The organism is Actinomadura violacea, from assembly GCF_017573465.1.
Lineage (GTDB): Bacteria > Actinomycetota > Actinomycetes > Streptosporangiales > Streptosporangiaceae > Spirillospora > Spirillospora violacea.
In genome coordinates this window covers 25,894-42,326 of the sequence record NZ_JAGEPF010000018.1, presented here as the reverse complement: position 1 = coordinate 42,326, position 16,433 = coordinate 25,894, and the positions used below count along the sequence as shown (strand labels likewise).

Here is a 16,433-nt window from a genome sequence, read left to right as displayed (position 1 = left end):
GGCGGCGATGCCTCTCACCAGCGAAGGGCCCCGCAGACACTCCACGGACCAGGGCCGCCACGTCCCTCGCATCCGCACGGATGCCGGGGGCTTTCTGTTGCTTTCTCGAAGGAGGCTTCCTGTGATGTACGAGCTCAAGCACTCGCCGCTGCGGCTGCCCCACGGGCGCCTGCGGGTGACCGGGAAGACGGCGCACCGAACCCATGACGGCGAGGCGTTCGCCGCGACGGTGCAGCTGGACAAGGAGATCGTCGGGACGATCGAGAACGAGGGGACGGGGGGCGAGACCCGGTTCATTCCCGGACCGCCGGCCTCCGCCATCTCCGAGCGGATCGCGCTCTGGAACCAACTCGTGGCGGGAGCCGAGTTCGCCCGCGCCAGCGTGACCAGGCTGCGGGCCACCGACTCCGGCAAGGTTCCCGCCGAATACGTGGCGGACGCGCTCGTGACCGAGTACGAGACCAGCACGTGGCTCGCCGCGATCGGCGCCACTGGGCAGGGCGGCGTCCGCTCCTTCGACCCCTCGCTCGGGCTGAGCACCACCTACATCCCCTACGGCGCGCCCGCGGGATACAAGGCCGCGCACGATCGGGCGCTGGTCGAGCAGCTGAAGACGCAGGAGCTGGAGGAGGGGGACATCTGGCAGGTGTGGACCGGCGAGGCATGGAAGGACCTGACCGAGGCGCCGGCCACCGACGAGGGCGCGTGAACTGTTCTGCTGCCCGCCGGGACCGACCCCCCCCGGGGCCGGCCGTCCCGCTGAGCAAGCCTCATACGGCCCCACGGCGGCGCCCCATCGCGGCGCAGCCCGATGACAAGAACGGACAAGTGCGATGATCGAGCCGATCAGCGACCAGCATCTCACCGAGATCCTGGACCAAGTCGAGTCCCATCTCCCCGAAATCGGCCTGGAGCTGCGCGCCGAGATCAGTCGGCTCCGCGAGGACCTGGGGATCTTCGCCGCCGAGAACACCAAGCTGCGCGACTGGCAGCGAGGCCGCCTGATCGACGAACGCAAGCACGGCGACCAGGTCCGCAAAGCCGCGCTCGACGCCGCCCGCGCGCGCAGCCTCAACATGGCCGTGCACGCCCTGGCGTCCCTGCGAGACCCGCTGCGCCACCTCGCCAGGCAGATCGCGCAGAGCGAGGGTTTCAGCCGGCTGGGGCTTCGCGCGCACGAGCTTCTGCAAGAACTCGAACGCGAGCCGGAGCCCGGCTCCGCCGAGCAGGTCATCGCCGACATCCGAGCCGAACACGACCGGTTCCTCGCCGAGAAGGTCGCGATGTGGAACTGCCTGTCCAGGCACGGCCTGACCCACGAGATCGGCGAAGTGAGGTCATAGCGCCCGAAGGCGAACTATCCATATTGAAACTTCCGGCGCTATCGGTGCCCGTCCCCGGGGACCTGATCAGCGGTGGCCTGGCGTGCTCCGTCCCGGCTAAGCAGCCTGGGTCGCCGGGGGCCGCCCCGCAACGCTCCGCAAGCTCCACTTATGCGGGCCAGCCCCCGGCGGCCCGGTCCGGCAGCACGCCGGGACGGAGCACGCTAGGCCGCGAGAATCGAGCGGCTACTCCCCCGTTACAGAGAAAGGGGAAAGCCATCAACTCCCACAAGATCACAATAGGAGCCCAAGAGTTGCAGCGGTACCTCGCATACGTCGATGCACGCGCTCGCCATTCGGTGATCGCGACCATTGCTGCTCCTTACGGTGGTGGCGCACTCGGTTTCCTGCTGGGCTGGTGCACCGGCACCTCTCAGTTGACGGCCACTCTCGCCGGGGTGGCCGCGGCCCTCTACGTCATGCAGGGAAAGCAGACCGGCGAAGCCATGAAGCTGAGGATCAAGACGCGGAAACTGCTGATCAAGCAGTCTGAGGACGAGCAGATCGCCGAGCTGGCTGCGGTCATTCCGCTCCGCCGACGCCATCAACTGTAGGGCCGCGGTACGGAATCGAGCCACCGCGTCAACAAGTGAGCCACGGTAGCTCGATAGGAGCATTGCACTGGTGGGCCGCCGTGTAGGCGGCCCACCAGTCTGCATGCATGAACCTTTTTTGAGACTTCCCGAATATGACGTCTCCTGTCGTGGGCGACCCACTTGAGTCCCTCGGGGCGAACAACAATCGGCGTGAATGCTCCTATCTGACTGCCGATCAACCGAATTTCCGCATCTCACTCTGAAGGGAAGTGGCATGGCCAATCGCCTGACGCCGGCAGAGATCGCCGATCCGGCTCGGCTGGCGCAACGTGCTGCCGAATTGGGATTGCCGGGCGCGCGTTCCCGAACGGCGATCATCGAGCTGAGACGCTCGCGCGCCGCTCGGGCCCCTCTGCGGGAGCGTGCCCGTTCGGTGGACGAGCGCCTGGTGGAGCACCTGACCCGACGGTATACGGCCGAGATCGTACGGCGCGGCGGTGAAACCTCGATCGAGCAGGGGTTCAAGGCGTCGGCGCTGCGCCGCGAGCCCTTGGCGTTGGTCGACCGGCGTGACGGGATGGTGGTGCTGCACGTCGACGGCTGGCGGTACTACTCCCGCCGTGTCGGATCGCGGGCCGCGGCGCTGTCGTACCTGTGCGGCGTCGATGACGCGGGCCCGTGGGCGGTGCGTGTCCCGGGGGCGATCACCGCCGTCGCCGATGCGCTGAGGTGGGTCACGCCCGCTGAGGTCGTCAAGGCGCGCGAGGCGGGACGGCGCGTCCTCCGCCAGGGCGACATCTACGCGATCGAGACCACCCAGCGCTACGACACCCCGTCGAGATGGGTGGGCGAGGACGTCCGCGCCGATCCCGACACCGGCGAGACCGTCACCTCGCACTGGTGGAGCGCCTACAAACGTCGGCTCGTGCACCATCCTGCGGACGGCCGCAAGCACAAGCCGCTGGAGGTGCCCTATCCGGTGCGGTTCGTGCAGCAGCGCACGCTGGCGCCCGGCCGCGGTTCGGGCTGGGGCGCCGGGGACTGACACCACCACCGTGAGCGCCGGCCGCGAACGGCCCGCATCTGCGCCGCCCCACCGCACGCCCAGCGTCCCGTCTTCCTCGATCAGGGAAGGATCATGTTCGAAGCCCCCATTGATTTGAGTGATCTACCGAACTTCCAGGAGCCTCGCCGGCGCCGTGAGGAGCGCATCGCGTTCCTGGGGCGCTGCTCCACCAAGGACCAGCAGGACCCGGGATCGTCTCTGGCCGGGCAGGTCGCCGACGCCTGCACGCTGCTGGAGGAGGGGCAGAGCATCGCCGCCTACTTCTTCGACGTCGAGTCGGGGATGCTCGGGCTGGATGATCGCGGCGAGGTCAGCGACGCCGACTACGAGCGCCTGGAGATCCCGGTGCCCCGCGCCGGCGGGGTGAACGACTTGCTGGAGGCGGTCGAGCGCGGCGAGTTCACCCGGGTCATCTGCGAGCGGATCAGCCGCGCGGCCCGCAACATGCTCACCAGCCTCATGGTCGAGGACCACCTCAAACGCCGCGGCATCACGCTGGAGTGCGCCAACGAGCCCCGCGGCGGGATGGAGTCGGGCAGGCTCCAGGCGCGGCGGACCGCGCAGGTCCACGCCGAGGTCGCCCGCCACGAGATGGTGGAGATGTCCATGCGGGGGCAGCGGCAGCACGCCGCCAACGGCTACCGCCACGGATACCCCTGCTACGGCTACATCGCCGTCGAGGATCCCGACGCGGCCCCGACGGCGAACCGGTTCGGTGCCGGGCGCCCGAAATGCCGGCTGGCGCTGCATCCCGACGGCCGTCGTGCCGACACCGTCCGGGAGGTGTTCCGGCTTCGCCGCGACGAGCGGCTGGGCGACGCCGACATCGCCGCCGAACTGCGCCGCGACCCGGGCCGCTATCCGCAGGACCCGGGACGGCGGCCGTGGCGCGGTGTACGGGTCGCGGCGATGCTCGCCCAGCCGAAGTACACCGGCTTCATGGTTTACAACCGACGTGCCACCAGCTCCGGCCAGGGCCGGTGGAACCCGATCTCGGAATGGGTGTGGTCACGTGAACCAGCGCATCCGGCGATCGTGACGCCGCAGTACTGGGCGGAGACCCAGAAGGTGACCGCGCAGATGCGACGTCCGCAGACGCTGAGCATGGCCCGGGTGATCGCCGTCGCGCGCGAGCGCGACGTGCCGGTGCGGCGGGTCCGCGGCAGCGACACCCACACCCTGTACGAGATCGCTGGACACCAGGTGGTGGTACCGCGCGGAGACCTGCCGTCCGCGCTGGCCACCGAACTTCTCAACCTCGTGGAGAGCCTGTGAACACTGACCAGGAACTGAACACTGACCAGGAACTGAACACTGACCAGGAACTCGAATCCCAAGACGCCGGGACCGGTGCGGAGCGAACGGGCGAGGACCGGCAGGAGATCGTATTGCCGGCTGTGCGCGAGGGCCGGTGGTGGATCATCGCCGCGCCGCAGCACGGCGTGTTCGTCCATGGCAGGACCCTGCTGGCGTTGGCGACGTCCGCGCGGGAAGCGGTCATCCTGCAGACCGGCGTCCAGGAACCTCTGCTGCGAGTGAGGCCGCGTTCGGCTCAGCTCGATGCGCTCGCCGAGGCCCGCGCGCAGTACGAGAAGGCATTGAGCGAGGCGGTCCGGAGCCTGCGGCTCACCCGGACCTCCTGGAGCGACGTCGCCCTAGCGTGCCAGGTGCGCGCCGGTGAAGCACGAACTGCTCTGCTGAACTCAACACCCGCAGGCGCAGCCACCTTGACCGAGGAGGCGAAGTGACGATCACCGACGACACCAAGTACGCGATCTTCAGCGATGACACCGACGAGCAACTCGCGGGACCGATGGACTACTGGACCGCCGTTGACTGGGTCGTCGAGCACCGCGAGGAGTTCCCAGACGTTCCGGTCACGGCTCGCGTTGTTGAGACGCGCGACGGCTGACGTGCTCGCCCTCGACGACGCCAAGGCGATCGTCCCCGAGGTGATCCACCCGGGGCCAGCGGCACGCGGGGGGTTAGGCGCAGCTGACGCCCGCGCGAGAGGTTCCTATCCGAATGTGCATAACTTGCAGTGATCGCATGGAATCTGGCGGATTTTGTCTGACTGGGGTGTTTCAGTAACGGGTCTGAGTCGAGTCAAAAAGGGGCGCGGGTGGTCCGCGCGGGACCGGCTCGGGGAGGAGACCCCCTTTCATGGCCAGGTACTACCGGCGCGGGCACTGGGTGAACGCGCCGTCATCGCGCGGTGGCGGGAAGGCGTCCGGATGGCTGATCGCCGGGCTGATCGCGCTGGCTCTGCTGTTCGCCGCCCGCCAGCACGACGGCGACTCCGACGGAGCCAAACCGGCCCCGGCGCCGTCCGGGCAGACCACCGGGCAGACCACCGGGCAGACCTCGCACGGGCAGGTCCCGCACGGGTCGGGCACGCCGTGACCGCGGGCCCCTACCGGGCGGGCGGTCGCCCGGCGGCGGCCGTGCAGGCGCGAGTGTGGCTGCTGCGCCGGGTCCGGCGCGTCCGGCGGCCGCGGACCGTTCAGGACTGGATCGGGGCGGCGCTGCTGACGGTGTTCGCGGTGGCCGTGGCCGTGCAGCTGCTCGGTCAGCTGCTGCGCGCGCTGGTCGCGACCTGGTGGGTGATCCCTGCGCTCCTGGTGGCCGGCGGCGCGGTGTGGTGGACGCGCGGCCGGGCGCGGAGCCTGCGGGCCTTGGTGCAGGCGCAGCGGCGCGCGGACCTGACGCTGCCCCTGGCCGAGATCGACGTGCTGGACCCACAGGAGTTCGAGGTCGCCGTCGCCGATCTGATGATGCGCGACAAGATCACCGCCTGGCGGGTCGGTGGCAGCGACGACCAGGCCGCCGACGTCATCGGGCTCCACGCCGCGACCGGGACCCGGATCGTCGTGCAGTGCAAGCACACCACCCGGGCGGCGAACGTCGGCGCGCCGGTGATCTACCAGGTGAACGGCACGGCCGGGCCCGCGCACCGCGCCGACGTCGCGGTGGTGGTCACCAACGGCGGGTTCACCCCCTCAGCCCGCCGCAACGCCGAGCAGTTCCGGATCGCGCTGCTGGGCCGGGCCGAGCTGGAGAGGTGGGCCGCGCACGGCATCAGCCTGCCCGAACTGCTCGGGCTGGGGACCGGCCGCGGGCGCCGCCACCGGCTGCGGTTCCGCTTCGATCCGGCGGCCGCCGGGCCGAGCCGCCCCGGCTCTCCCGGCGCCGGCGATCGCGCGTCATCGGATCGAGACCCGTCCGATCAGCGCACTGCTCCCCCAAGGCGGATGGAGCCGTAGGACAGTGAGGGACATGGATGTTGCCACGACCTACGACGGGCAGCAGGTCACCTTGCAGCCCTGCCCCTCCTGGTGCACCGGAGACCACTTCGAACCCGGCGCCTACCTGCACCTTGAGGACGGCTTCCACCACAGCAGCGAGCCGATCGACATCATCACCACCCACGTCAGCCGAGTGCCCGACGGCAAGCCGACCACCGTCCAGATGCAGCTGCAGGCGTTCGTCACCCCGCTGGACGCCCCGCCCGGTCCCACCCAAGTCGAGCTGAGCCTCCTCGACAGCGACTTCAGCGCCGTCACCCTGACCCCCGAGCTGGCCCGTCGCGTCGCCGAGGTCCTGCACGACCTGGGAGAGCAAGCCGCCCGCTGACGGCCCCCCGCGATCGCGCCCGTGTGCAGGGCGGCAGGTCCACTGCGCCCAGGTGGCCGCGAGGGTCGGGCATCACCCCGGTTCCGAAGGACCGGTCGCGGAGTGAGCGGCCGCCTTCGCCGCAAGAGGCCGTAAGGGAACACCGGTGGCACCGGTCCCGCCACCACACTCCACGATCGCGGATAGTCACCTTGCGTTGCTGTTAGTGGTTCCTTGGTTGGCATGCGCTCGCCGCCCGCAAGGGCGGACGCGCCGACCATCGAAAGGACCGCCCCCGACCGTGGCACGCTCCCGTTCCGCAGCCCCCATCACCGCCGCCGTGGTCGTCGCGCTGATCGCGGCCCTCACCGCCGCGCCCGCCCAGGCCGCCATCCGCTCCCCCGGCCCTGCCGCCGTCCATGACGCGCGCGGCATCGATCCCGCTCCCTGCACTGAGCACCTGGCCGCCAATGCCGTGTACCGCGCCGAGGGCGCCGCGTACTACACCGACGCCCACGGCCGACCCGAACGCGCCCAAGCCGACGACCTGACCACCAGCGTCGCCGACCGCGGTTCCTGCCAGCGCGCGGTCGGCCATATGGCGCACAGCGCGGAGTACGACGGCGGGCACCTGATCGCCGCAACGCTTCATGGCGTCGACCGCCGCTACGACCTGGTCCCCCAACGTGCAGCGATCAACCGGGGCATCTACGAGCGAATGGAGGCCGGCGCCAAAAGCTGTCTGAAGAAGCCGGGCGGCCGGATCGAGCACTACCGTGTCCGCGTCACTTACCCCGATGCCGAAACGCTCGTCCCCGATGCCTTCCACACCAACATCGCCGTGGATACCGACGCGCACCCCGCACAGGCCATCCGGCTCGACATCCCCAACCAGACCCTGAGCAAAGACGAGTACGACAAACTGCGTGGCGCGCTCGATCGAGGTCTCAGCGCCGCCGGCTGCGGGTGACCGGTACGCCGACATCTCGCACCGACGACGTCGCCGCGGCACCCCCTCCGTCAACGGCCTACGTGGCGGAGCGGATGACGCCGCGTTCCCCGCCCCTGGACTGCGAGGGTGCTAAATTCGGTACCTCATTGGCCCTCAGAGGGGTTCTGCCGACTTCACCTGGTTGAAGTCGGCCAGCTTCGCTTGGGACCTGGAGGCCGATGATGCATCCGAGGCGCCTGCCGACCTGTCGCGCCAAGACCGTTCTGCGCATGTCGGGGCCGCTGCCGCCGCAACGCGTCCACGACGACGCCGATCCCGCCGCCGAAGGCTCCGGCGACGCCCACGAGCGGCTCGTCCGGCATCTGAGGGCGGCGGAACTGTACTGGGTGAGCAAGGACATGGCCGCCCTGGCGGTGCACGCCGGCGCGCAACTGGCCGCGACCGCGTGGGGCCCGCACGTGCGGCCCGCGCCCTGCGGGCTGCTCCACGTCGATGGCGGGATCGGGTCCCTGCCGGTCGGGGACCGCGGCCGCCTGGTTCCGGCCGACGGGCTGCTGTGGGGCCCGCACCCCGACGGTCTGGCGGTGGTCGCCTACCTCACCCGACAGACTCTGGCCGCGCACCTGGCCGAACGGGACCTCCCCGACCGGGTCGGGCTGGACGGGATGCCGCCGCTGCTGTTCATCGGCGGCGACGTCCTCCCGGTGGGCCGCGAGGTCTCCATGGCCGAGGTGGACCCGGGGATGCGCACCGTGCTGGCCGCGCTCGCCGCAGCGTGGCACCTGATGCAGCAGCCGACCCTGGCCGACCGGTCCCGCGCGGACCCCGACAAGCCCGCTCGCACCAGCGCCCGGAAGGCCGACACCGGCGACCCCGCGGTGACGGTGATCGACCTGCGGCGCCGGTACCGGCCAGACGACCGCGAAGAGACCGGGGTCCAGGACGGCCGTCGATTCCGGCATCGCTGGGTAGTGTCGGGGCACTGGCGGGACCAGCCGCACGGACCCGACCGCGCCCTGCGCCGCAAGACCTGGATCGCCGCCTACATCAAGGGCCCCGAGGGGGCGCCGCTGCTGGCGACCGAGCGGGTCAACGTCTGGCGGCATTGAACGCCGGATCACCACACGTGCCGCCCGGCCGGAGGCCCGCCCCGACCGGCGCGAGCGATGGCACAACCGGTGAGGCGGCGGGCGGCCCCGGCTGGAGTCTTCGCGGACAACGGGTGTCAGTTGGGCAGCCAGGGGCCGGGGGGCCAGGTCCGCGGGTCGCCCGGCCAGGCCGTGGCCGGGATGAGCGCGAGAAGGTCGATGAGCCCGTCGGCGATGTCGAGCGCCTTCCGGGGGTCGAGGCGTCCGCGCGACTGGTGGTTGAGGACGCCCTCGTTGAACGAGACCGGCGGGATGATCTTCGGCCGCGGCCGGCGGTCGTGGTCGATCGCCGTGAGGAACTCCGCGGTGAGGACGGCCTTGGCCTGCCGGGGGTCCGCCGAGTAGACCATGATGTTCGGCGCGTGGTCGGGGACGAACATCGGCATCTCCGGCCGGATGAGCTGCTCGTAGACCTGCTGGACCTGCCGGGTGTAGGGCAGCATTCGGGTCTCGGGCACCCACGGCGTGCGCACCTGCACGAGGTGGTTCCAGCCCTTGGAGGAGAACGGCCCCGGCTTCTGCTCGCAACTGAAGGCGACGACCTGGCGGCCCCGGTGGGTCACCGCGAACCACTCGGCGGGCGTCTCGATCGCTCCCGTGTAGGGCCCGGTGAGCGTTCCGAACGGGGGCCGGGTGCCCGCCTCTCCCACCTGAGCGCCCAACTCGCCGGCGGCCCATTCCAACCCTCGCTTGCGCCCAAAGCCCAACATCACGACCACCGCCTCCGCCGAACCAGCAAGATCCATCGACCCTACAGACGCCGACCAGGACGCCGACCAGGACAATGCGCTGACGGTGTGGGAGGACCAGGCGCAGGAGGACCAGGCACAGGAGGAGAACCCGGCCTGCCTGGCCGCCGGCCGTCTGGCCAGGGCCGGCTGGACGAGCGGCCGGCCTCCCCTGTCGCTGCCGATCTCGCCGAGGGCGCCTGAGAGCCGACGGCCCTGCACCGGGCGGACCGGCCGCGCCCCCGAGGGGCGGGCAACCTTGTCCTCCGGGCGCGGGGCGGGCCGCTGCGCTGGGAGGCACTCGCCTCGTCCAGCAAGACCTCTCTCCCGGGCGGGGGCGTCTCTCCCTGTCCGGCGGCGCAGCCTGCCTTACCGGGGCGGTGACCGCAACCCGGCTTCCACCTCGCGGGTCCTGCGGCCGTGAGTACCTCGGGTTGCGGTCACCGCCCCGGCAAGGCTGACCGGCTGTCGGCCGGACAGGGAGAGACGCCCCCGCCCTCTCCCTGAAATCTTCGAGGACGAGGGAGCACGCGAAGGGGGACCACGGCGCGGCCGCCGCGCCGGACGGCGGTTCGGTCGCACTGGCGGAGGCCCCGGACGGCGTCGCCGAGGACGCCTGACCGCAGGGCGGCCACCGCAACCAGCTCATTCCCGCAGAGCAGACACGCCCCGGCTCATCAGCCGGGGCGCGTCCTGTGGTGCCCGCATCCCAGCTATGAGGAGAAACCGTGCACGAACGCGACAACGAACGCGACAACGAGCTCGTCCCGGGCCCGCGGCTGCGTCACATCGAGATCCTGCTGGACCGCTCCGGGTCGATGTGGGACGTCAAGGAGGACACCGAAGGGGGCCTGGAGGCGTTCCTGCACACGCAGCGGGAGGTCGAGGTCCCCACGACGGTGACCCTGCGCCAGTTCGACGACGAATACGAGGTGGTCTACGAGGCCAAGCCGCTGGAGGATGTGCCGCAGTTCCGGCTGGTCCCTCGAGGACGGACGGCGCTGCTGGACGCGATCGGTCGCACCCTGCGCAAGGTAGGGAGGCGGTTGGAGCAGATCCCGGCGGGCTGGCGACCCGACGAAGTCATCGTCGTCATCGTCACCGACGGGCGCGACAACGCCTCCCAGCGCTACAGCCCGGACCAGATCAACGGCCTGATCCGGGAACACCGCGAGGGGCCGAACGGATGGACGTTTGTGTTCCTGGGCGCCAACCAGGACGCGTTCTCGGTCGCCGGGGAGCTGGGGATCCCCCGCAACACCACGCTGCCCTACTCCAGCGACCGGACCGAGGACAGCATGACCTCGGCCGGCCACATGGTCTCCCGCGGAACCCGCCACGGCCGCTTCGCCTTCACCGACGACGAACGAGACACCGCCCTGTAAGCCATGGCCGGCCGGGGCATCGGCCGCCCGGCCGACTCGACCAGGACCGCCCGACTCGACCAGGACCGCGCCGCCGCACCGCCACGCCGGTGCGGCGGCGCCGCACGTGAAGCCACCCGGGCAACGAACGAAGGTACGCCACGCCTGTTGTCGGCGAGTTGGTGAAGCGCTGGGCCGGGGCGCCCCGGCTTGCAGCGCCCTGCCCCTGCGGCGCCGATGACCGACACTCCCTCCCTACTTCTTCTGTAAGAGTCTGTGAGGCACCCGATGCGTACACCTGCGCCCAGCACGATCCCCGAGCGGCTCACCGGCCACCAACGCGAATGCTTGCAGGCCGCAGTGCATCTGCTGCGGTGGGACTTCGCGCCGATCATCGCGGCGGCCGGTGACCCGGTCGCCGAGCAGCAGTGGCAGCAGCAGATGATCGACACCTGCGCGACCGGCCACACCTGCGAGGTCACCGCCCATGGCATCGCCGTCGGCCCGTACCGGATCCCCTGGGCGAACCTCATCGCCCAGTTCCGCGACGCGGTCACCGAGGAGATACGCGACCGGATGAGCGCAGCGCTCGACGCGCTCACCGCGCACCAGAAAGCCAAGCCCGAGACGCCCGCCCCGGGGAGCCTGCTCACCCACTCCTCCACCGACCCCGACCAGGTCGCGGCATGGCGTGCCGCACTCGCCGCCCACGACGAGCAGGGCCGCGTGATCTCCGCGGAGGTGTACGCGGTGCTGACCGAGACGCTGCACGCCGAGCCCCGGGGCCAAGCCGCCCTGTTCTGATCCGAACCGAGCTGAGCAGCTCGGTCGTGGTCGGGCTCATCGGGACGCAGCGCGTCGGTCCTCAGCAGCGACTCGAATTCGGCGCTGGGCGCCGGCGCCACTCGGATACCGCGGCGCTGGCCATGAAAGGTGCCCGCCCCGGGCCCATCCCGCCACGACGACCTCGGACGCAATTGCGCCCCCCGTTCAGTTCATCGCAGGGACAACGAAGATTCGGCATGACCTCAGGCCGTGCCGCAGCCAGAGAACCAATGTGTACCTCTACACACCGAAGGGACGCCCAGATGACCCTCGCGGAGATCAAGCGCCGAGTCCAGCCGGGCCAGGTCTACGACGTCACCAACCACTACATCACCCGCGCCGACCACCCCGCTTACGGCACCACTCGGAGAATCGTCACCCGCGTTACCACCAACCGCTTCTACATGGCGGAGGCCGCTGGCGGACGCGAGTCGCCGATCGAGTGGCCGAAGGCGGCGCAGGTCTCGGTTGATGCTGACGGTGTGATTCGGCTCTGCGGCGGCGGTGTGAGCCAGAAGCCGAACGAGCCGTTCCTGACCCTCACCCCCGTTACCTGACGGAGCGGCCAGTACGAGGGCACCGAGTCATGATCAAGGCGCCAGAGGCGTGCAGGGCGGCGCCCGCCTTCGGAAAAACAGGTCATGAAAACCATCCATGAATGGGAGGAAATGTGGAGAAAGTCTCAGAGGTCATCGTCGGCGAGCAATGTTCGTCCAGGTCTTCCGGAGCAACGACCCCGCCCACCCCGGAGGACGCTCAAATAGTTTCCCTGGCTGCGGATATGGGACTAGATCCCGAGGATCTTTGCGAAGCAGTGCATGATGCGGCGAGCGGGCACGCGTCGAAGATAAACAACCGCGGACTGGAGGCGCAGATCGGCTACCTGATCGAGGCTTTCGGGCCGAAAGGAGCCCGTTCGGTTGTAGAAGATTGTCGCCGCGATCCACTCGCAAAGAACCTCTACCCGACAGAGGCCCTTCGCGGCAACGCGGATCGAGACACCCTCTGCATCGAGAGCCTCAACGGCCAGGAGCGCAATGACGGCCGCCGACCCTCCGGAGAAGATCGCAGCGTCGACGACGCCGTCCGGTCCGAGCCGCCGCCGTCAACCCCGGATTCCGCCGCGACCACCACGCAGGAGGCGTGATGCTGCCGGACATGCTGCGCACGAAGGCAGAGGAGTTCGCGACGTTCGCTGGGCAGATCGCAGACGAACACGCGCGCGCCGCCGGGTACCTGACCGAGTTCGCCGGTCTGACACGCGAAGGCGCCGACATCCTCGATGCCGCTCCCTCCCTCATCGGCGACGCCGAGCGGGGCCGGCCCTTCGACCTGTTGTACGAGGTGGCCCGGATGGGAGCGATGCTGGTTCGTCGCGCCATGCTCGGCGAAGGCACCGATCTTTGGGCGCAGGCGGAACATCATCGCGACTGGGCCGCTCGGGCAATCGCGCAGGCGCGTACGCTCCGACCTGTCCCGACCCCGCAAGGAGGCCGTGCGGTGACCCAGCCCACCCCCCAACAGTTCGCCGGCGTGGCCCTGGAGGCCCACGCGGCGTCCCGCCAGCTCCGCCGCCTGATCGGCCGGATGAAGGCTCTGGACTGGCAGAGCAGCCCGGGCGCGCTCGACCAGCTCGCCTCCGCTGCCGTCCTGGTGCAGGGCATCGCTTCCAGCGCCGCCGCGGAATCCGGCAACCCCGCGCTGCTCGCCGAGGTCGCCGGCCGGTCAGGTCGTACCGGGGCGGTACTGGGCACGCGCGCGAACCTTCCGTACGCGGGGCTCACCGCCACCGAGATCGCCGACCGGCTCGAACACCTCGGCCCCGGCGCCCACATGGTCGCCGCGGCTGCGATGCTGGAGAACGCGGCCGCGACGTTCGACTCCCCCGAGCTGGCGTTCCCCCTGCAGGAGTTCCTCGTAGCGCGGGGCGCGGTGGAGGATGCCGAGCGCAGGGGGCACGACACCACGATGAGCTGGGAGACCCTCCGCATCGCCGCCGCGCGGCTGGCAGCGGTGGTCCGCACGCACGGCGACGCCCCGGTCAGCTACTCCTAACCGGCGATCCCGCAACAGCGCACGAGTTGCCGTCCGCCCGCTGCCCCGCATGGATAACGTCGCCGACCACGCGATGCCCCGCGTCGCGCTCCCCGCGTCCGCCCGGTTACGCCCAGCCCGTCCGGTGCGCGACCCACGCGGCGGCTGCGCGCGCGGCCCGCGCCTGGTGACCTCGCAGGTGCGGCACGCCGGGCGGGTCAAGCAGCCGCGACGTCCGCGCCCAGTAGCCGGCGAAGCCCGCGGCGTACCCGGTCACCATCTCCGGGCCCGCGCCCGCCTCCCGCAGCGCCGCGGCGAGCGCGCCGGCGACGGCGTCCTCGGCCGCCGCCGGAGTGTGCCCGGCCAGGATCAGGTGCGGGATGAGGTCGGCGACGTCGATCCACGCCGCGCCCCGCACCGGCTGCCCCCAGTCGACCAGCACCACCCCGCCGGCTTCTCCGGCTTCGGTGATGAGGAGGTTGCTGCGGTTGATGTCGCCGTGCAGGAGGGTGGCGCCGTCGGCCGCCTGCAGCCAGGCCGTTTCGGCGTCGGCGAGGAGGTCGAGATTGCGGCGCACCCACGCGTCGGCGGGCAGGTCGGGTCCGGCGGCCAGCTCCCGCCAGCCGTGCACGAAGTCGGCGAGTTCGATCCCGGCGTCCGGGACGTCGGGGACGGGGCAGGGGGTGAGCGCGGCCGCGAGCCCGGCGACCGTCTCCACCACCGCCGCGACGTCCGGTGAGCCGGGCGCCAGGTCGGCGTGACGGCCCCCGGCGTCATCGAACGCCAGCACCAGCCATCCGGCGATCCGCGCGTCCCAGCGGAGCTTGGGGGCGGGTACGGCGGCCGGGAGGGCGCGCGTGACCCGTGCCTCGTCGGTGTACCGGCCCGCGAGCGGATGGCCCGCGTCGATACCCTTGACGAACACCCGGTCGCCGTCGGCGAGCTGGAGTCGGGCGGCCAGGCCAGGGGTGAACCCGCCCGTCTGCACCTGCACCCCCTCGACGCGGCCGAGGCGGTCGGCCAGGCCGTCGCGCAGCCGCGCGGGGAGCTGTTCCCAGCTCGGGCGCACGGCAGTACCGGTCGAGGTCATCCGGCCAGTCTCCCCCACCAAGGCAGAGCGGAACGGCAAGGCGAACACCAGGCGAAGCGGGATGGGGCGGGTCAGCGCACGGTCAGGTCGCGGGCCGTGCCGTCTCGGTAGCGTGAGGCCATGGACCTGCCCGGCACAGATCTGGATTCCTACGTGGCGCGCGTCGTCGCCTCCGAGAGCCACCATCCCGACGGCACGCGTACGGTCGTGGAGGCGCCCGCGGTGTGGACGTTGGCCCACAAGGGGTACTCCGGAAGCGGAAGGCTGGACGTCTGGCTCTATGCCTCGGAGAAGGCGGCCTCGAAGGCCGGTGCCTCGCTGGCCCTGGCGTGCGGGCTCGACGAAGACGGCGCAGCGGTCAAGGCCCACCGAGCCCGCCGCTACCAGAAGGTCCTGGCCCGCTACGAGGAACTGCATCCGGGGAACCTGCTGCGCGTTCAGTCGGCCTGCTTCCAGACCGACGACCACGGCATGCTCGTCTTCGGCGAACCCGAACCCCAAAGGACCTAGAGAGCGGACCGATGGCGCGGCCTGCATGCGGGCGGGAAGCCGCGCGTGCGCCTGCGAGAATGGGTCACCGGGCCGTTTTCCGTTGAGGCAAGGCGGATGGGGTACCGGCCCGGCCGGCACGGCCCCGGGGGCGACGCATTGACCCCTTTGCTCTACGCCTCCGGGGCCGTCGTGGCCCTCGCGCATCCCCGGCGAACGCGAAGGATGCGTGCCGGGCGTGGATCACCGGCCGGGTCGGGCCTTGTCGACGGGCGCCTGGGTGCCTGGGCGCCGGTCTCCGGCCAGGACCGGCCCGGACCGCCTCCCCCGGGCGCGGGCTCAACGCCTGATGTCCGTGCGGATTAACCGCACTCGGATTAGGCGTTCAGCAATTCGCGTGGCCTTCCAGTTCTTTCGCGGCCTCCTGGATGTCCTTGTGGGTGTCGATCGCGCGCCAGTAACCCTCAATCGAGAATCCGGCCAACCGGCGCTGTCTGGCCAATAGGGGGAAGGTGCTGCGTTCGTGGTCACCGGTGTCCGGCAGCAGGTCGATGACGTCCGGCCCGAGGACGTAGACGCCGCCGTTGATCGGGTACGGCAGGCGGGGCGCCTCGGCGAAGTCGGTGATGCGGCCGAGCTGGTCGACCTCGACGGCGCCCCACGGCAGGCGGGGGCGGGCCAGCGCCAGCGTCGCGGTGGCGCCGCGCTCGGTGTGGAAGGCGGCCATCTGCCGCAGCGGGAACCGCGTCCACACGTCCCCGTTGGCGGCGTACCACGGCTCATCGGGCCAGGGCAGGTTCTTGCCCGCGTACTTCAGGGCGCCGCCGCGGCCGAGTGGCTCGGTCTCCACCACCGTGGAGATCTCGGCCGGCTGGTCGTGGGAGGCGAGGTGGTCCTGGAGGACCTTGGCCAGATGCCCGCACGATACGACGACCTTCTGCACGCCCTGGGACGCCAGCCATTCGATCTGGTGGTCGATGATCGGCTTGCCCGCGATCTCGATCATCGGCTTGGGCCGGTCGTCGGTGAACGGGCGCAGCCGGGTCCCCTGGCCGCCGGCGAGGATGACCGCCTGGCGTACCGGCGCACCACCGTGGGGAGAGGAGGTCTGGTCGGATGTCATTGCGGCACCGTAACAACGCGCCGACCAATTCCCGCCGCTCAACCGGGTGATCCCTGGTGAAGACCGGTCCCTTGGACCGGGCCC

Annotated in this window: 21 protein-coding genes; 18 read left to right on the top strand and 3 right to left on the bottom strand. The window is 70.8% G+C overall.

Features of this window, described 5'->3' with window-relative positions:
- Window positions 1-121: 121 nt before the first annotated feature.
- The 12 genes from J4709_RS28340 to J4709_RS28285 all read left to right on the top strand — a co-directional run bounded on the left by J4709_RS28340 (window position 122) and on the right by J4709_RS28285 (window position 8,657).
- The gene (locus J4709_RS28340) at window positions 122-709 is read left to right on the top strand and encodes a hypothetical protein (protein WP_208244860.1); all 588 of its coding nucleotides are present in this window, start codon (window positions 122-124) and stop codon (window positions 707-709) included.
- A 124-nt stretch (window positions 710-833) separates the two neighbouring features.
- Window positions 834-1,343 (top strand): hypothetical protein, encoded by a 510-nt coding sequence (locus J4709_RS28335; protein ID WP_208244859.1) that lies wholly within the window; start codon window positions 834-836, stop codon window positions 1,341-1,343.
- Window positions 1,344-1,636: 293 nt separating this feature from the next.
- Entirely contained in the window at window positions 1,637-1,936 is a 300-nt protein-coding gene (locus J4709_RS28330) for a hypothetical protein (protein ID WP_208244858.1), read from the top strand.
- Between the two features lie 256 nt (window positions 1,937-2,192).
- Window positions 2,193-2,963, top strand: a complete 771-nt coding sequence (locus J4709_RS28325) for a hypothetical protein (protein WP_208244857.1) — start codon at window positions 2,193-2,195, stop codon at window positions 2,961-2,963.
- Between the two features lie 93 nt (window positions 2,964-3,056).
- Window positions 3,057-4,259, top strand: coding sequence for a recombinase family protein (locus J4709_RS28320; RefSeq protein ID WP_208244856.1), 1,203 nt, complete (start codon window positions 3,057-3,059; stop codon window positions 4,257-4,259).
- Window positions 4,256-4,732, top strand: a complete 477-nt coding sequence (locus J4709_RS28315) for a hypothetical protein (protein WP_208244855.1) — start codon at window positions 4,256-4,258, stop codon at window positions 4,730-4,732. The genes J4709_RS28320 and J4709_RS28315 overlap by 4 nt, the downstream gene beginning before the upstream one ends.
- Window positions 4,729-4,896, top strand: a complete 168-nt coding sequence (locus J4709_RS28310) for a hypothetical protein (protein ID WP_208244854.1) — start codon at window positions 4,729-4,731, stop codon at window positions 4,894-4,896. Before J4709_RS28315 ends, J4709_RS28310 begins: the two co-directional genes overlap by 4 nt.
- Window positions 4,897-5,147: 251 nt before the next feature.
- Complete coding sequence (locus J4709_RS28305) at window positions 5,148-5,387, top strand: hypothetical protein (RefSeq protein WP_208244853.1); 240 nt, start codon at window positions 5,148-5,150, stop codon at window positions 5,385-5,387.
- Window positions 5,384-6,247, top strand: a complete 864-nt coding sequence (locus tag J4709_RS53695) for a restriction endonuclease (protein ID WP_208244852.1) — start codon at window positions 5,384-5,386, stop codon at window positions 6,245-6,247. The genes J4709_RS28305 and J4709_RS53695 overlap by 4 nt, the downstream gene beginning before the upstream one ends.
- A 13-nt stretch (window positions 6,248-6,260) precedes the next feature.
- Window positions 6,261-6,617, top strand: a complete 357-nt coding sequence (locus J4709_RS28295) for a DUF6907 domain-containing protein (protein ID WP_208244851.1) — start codon at window positions 6,261-6,263, stop codon at window positions 6,615-6,617.
- Between the two features lie 319 nt (window positions 6,618-6,936).
- Window positions 6,937-7,566 (top strand): DNA/RNA non-specific endonuclease, encoded by a 630-nt coding sequence (locus tag J4709_RS28290; RefSeq protein WP_208244850.1) that lies wholly within the window; start codon window positions 6,937-6,939, stop codon window positions 7,564-7,566.
- Window positions 7,567-7,817: 251 nt separating this feature from the next.
- A complete protein-coding gene (locus tag J4709_RS28285) occupies window positions 7,818-8,657 on the top strand; it encodes a hypothetical protein (RefSeq protein WP_208244849.1) in 840 nt (279 codons plus the stop codon).
- A 116-nt stretch (window positions 8,658-8,773) separates the two neighbouring features.
- On the opposite strand, the gene J4709_RS28280 is transcribed toward J4709_RS28285, so the two are convergent.
- A complete protein-coding gene (locus J4709_RS28280) occupies window positions 8,774-9,346 on the bottom strand; it encodes a hypothetical protein (RefSeq protein ID WP_208244848.1) in 573 nt (190 codons plus the stop codon).
- 806 nt (window positions 9,347-10,152) lie between these two features.
- On the opposite strand from J4709_RS28280, the gene J4709_RS28275 reads away from it, so the two are divergent.
- The 5 genes from J4709_RS28275 to J4709_RS28255 all read left to right on the top strand — a co-directional run bounded on the left by J4709_RS28275 (window position 10,153) and on the right by J4709_RS28255 (window position 13,668).
- A complete protein-coding gene (locus J4709_RS28275) occupies window positions 10,153-10,809 on the top strand; it encodes a vWA domain-containing protein (protein WP_208244847.1) in 657 nt (218 codons plus the stop codon).
- A 267-nt stretch (window positions 10,810-11,076) separates the two neighbouring features.
- Window positions 11,077-11,592: a hypothetical protein gene (locus tag J4709_RS28270; protein ID WP_208244846.1), complete on the top strand. Its 516-nt coding sequence runs from the start codon at window positions 11,077-11,079 to the stop codon at window positions 11,590-11,592.
- Between the two features lie 284 nt (window positions 11,593-11,876).
- The gene (locus J4709_RS28265; protein WP_208244845.1) at window positions 11,877-12,170 is read left to right on the top strand and encodes a hypothetical protein; all 294 of its coding nucleotides are present in this window, start codon (window positions 11,877-11,879) and stop codon (window positions 12,168-12,170) included.
- Window positions 12,171-12,427: 257 nt separating this feature from the next.
- Window positions 12,428-12,760: a hypothetical protein gene (locus tag J4709_RS28260; RefSeq protein ID WP_208244844.1), complete on the top strand. Its 333-nt coding sequence runs from the start codon at window positions 12,428-12,430 to the stop codon at window positions 12,758-12,760.
- On the top strand, window positions 12,760-13,668 hold the full coding sequence (locus J4709_RS28255; protein ID WP_208244843.1) for a hypothetical protein: 909 nt from the start codon (window positions 12,760-12,762) through the stop codon (window positions 13,666-13,668). Before J4709_RS28260 ends, J4709_RS28255 begins: the two co-directional genes overlap by 1 nt.
- Before the next feature lie 106 nt (window positions 13,669-13,774).
- Here the strand turns inward: J4709_RS28255 and J4709_RS28250 are convergent, their stop codons facing one another.
- A complete protein-coding gene (locus tag J4709_RS28250; protein ID WP_208244842.1) occupies window positions 13,775-14,737 on the bottom strand; it encodes an aminoglycoside phosphotransferase family protein in 963 nt (320 codons plus the stop codon).
- 120 nt (window positions 14,738-14,857) lie between these two features.
- Here J4709_RS28250 and J4709_RS28245 point away from each other — a divergent pair, with 120 nt between their 5' ends.
- A complete protein-coding gene (locus J4709_RS28245; protein ID WP_208244841.1) occupies window positions 14,858-15,247 on the top strand; it encodes a hypothetical protein in 390 nt (129 codons plus the stop codon).
- A gap of 364 nt (window positions 15,248-15,611) precedes the next feature.
- On the opposite strand, the gene J4709_RS28240 is transcribed toward J4709_RS28245, so the two are convergent.
- Window positions 15,612-16,349 carry a nucleotidyltransferase family protein gene (locus tag J4709_RS28240; RefSeq protein WP_208244840.1) on the bottom strand — a complete coding sequence of 246 codons (738 nt, stop codon included), beginning with the start codon at window positions 16,347-16,349 and terminating at the stop codon, window positions 15,612-15,614.
- Window positions 16,350-16,433 lie beyond the last annotated feature (84 nt).

Coding starts and splice junctions, on each gene's coding strand:
- J4709_RS28295 (WP_208244851.1), top strand. CDS start 6,261: ATGGATGTTGCCACGACCTACGACGGGCAGCAGGTCACCTTGCAGCCC.
- J4709_RS28240 (WP_208244840.1), bottom strand. CDS start 16,349: ATGACATCCGACCAGACCTCCTCTCCCCACGGTGGTGCGCCGGTACGC.
- J4709_RS28255 (WP_208244843.1), top strand. CDS start 12,760: ATGCTGCCGGACATGCTGCGCACGAAGGCAGAGGAGTTCGCGACGTTC.
- J4709_RS28250 (WP_208244842.1), bottom strand. CDS start 14,737: ATGACCTCGACCGGTACTGCCGTGCGCCCGAGCTGGGAACAGCTCCCC.
- J4709_RS28265 (WP_208244845.1), top strand. CDS start 11,877: ATGACCCTCGCGGAGATCAAGCGCCGAGTCCAGCCGGGCCAGGTCTAC.
- J4709_RS28305 (WP_208244853.1), top strand. CDS start 5,148: ATGGCCAGGTACTACCGGCGCGGGCACTGGGTGAACGCGCCGTCATCG.
- J4709_RS28270 (WP_208244846.1), top strand. CDS start 11,077: ATGCGTACACCTGCGCCCAGCACGATCCCCGAGCGGCTCACCGGCCAC.
- J4709_RS28285 (WP_208244849.1), top strand. CDS start 7,818: ATGTCGGGGCCGCTGCCGCCGCAACGCGTCCACGACGACGCCGATCCC.
- J4709_RS28325 (WP_208244857.1), top strand. CDS start 2,193: ATGGCCAATCGCCTGACGCCGGCAGAGATCGCCGATCCGGCTCGGCTG.
- J4709_RS28335 (WP_208244859.1), top strand. CDS start 834: ATGATCGAGCCGATCAGCGACCAGCATCTCACCGAGATCCTGGACCAA.
- J4709_RS28245 (WP_208244841.1), top strand. CDS start 14,858: ATGGACCTGCCCGGCACAGATCTGGATTCCTACGTGGCGCGCGTCGTC.
- J4709_RS28320 (WP_208244856.1), top strand. CDS start 3,057: ATGTTCGAAGCCCCCATTGATTTGAGTGATCTACCGAACTTCCAGGAG.